This window comes from Paraburkholderia sp. SIMBA_027 (assembly GCF_046535315.1).
In the GTDB taxonomy this organism is placed as follows: Bacteria; Pseudomonadota; Gammaproteobacteria; order Burkholderiales; family Burkholderiaceae; genus Paraburkholderia; species Paraburkholderia tropica.
The window spans coordinates 1-254 of sequence record NZ_JAWRWY010001109.1; the positions used below are offsets into that span (position 1 = coordinate 1).

The window sequence follows — 254 nt, forward strand, 5'->3', positions numbered from 1 at the left end:
CCAATGGCCATGTCCAGGTCATCCACGCGCGGCAGGGTCACTACCCGGAAGTGATCCGGCCATGGCCAGTTGAACGCGGTGCCCTGGACCACCAGCAGCTTTTCCGACAGCAGCAGGTCGAGCACGAACTTCTCGTCGTTGAGGATCGGGCACACTTTCGGGTCGATCCTCGGGAAGGCATACAACGCTCCCATGGGTTTCACGCAACTGACGCCAGGAATCGCGTTGAGCAGCTCCCAGGTACGGTTGCGTTG

At 61.0% G+C, this 254-nt stretch carries 1 protein-coding gene; it reads right to left on the reverse strand.

Annotated features, from left to right (window positions below; genetic code table 11):
- On the reverse strand, window positions 1-254 hold a 254-nt coding region (locus SB764_RS42565; RefSeq protein ID WP_410867116.1), incomplete at both ends, for an aminotransferase class I/II-fold pyridoxal phosphate-dependent enzyme.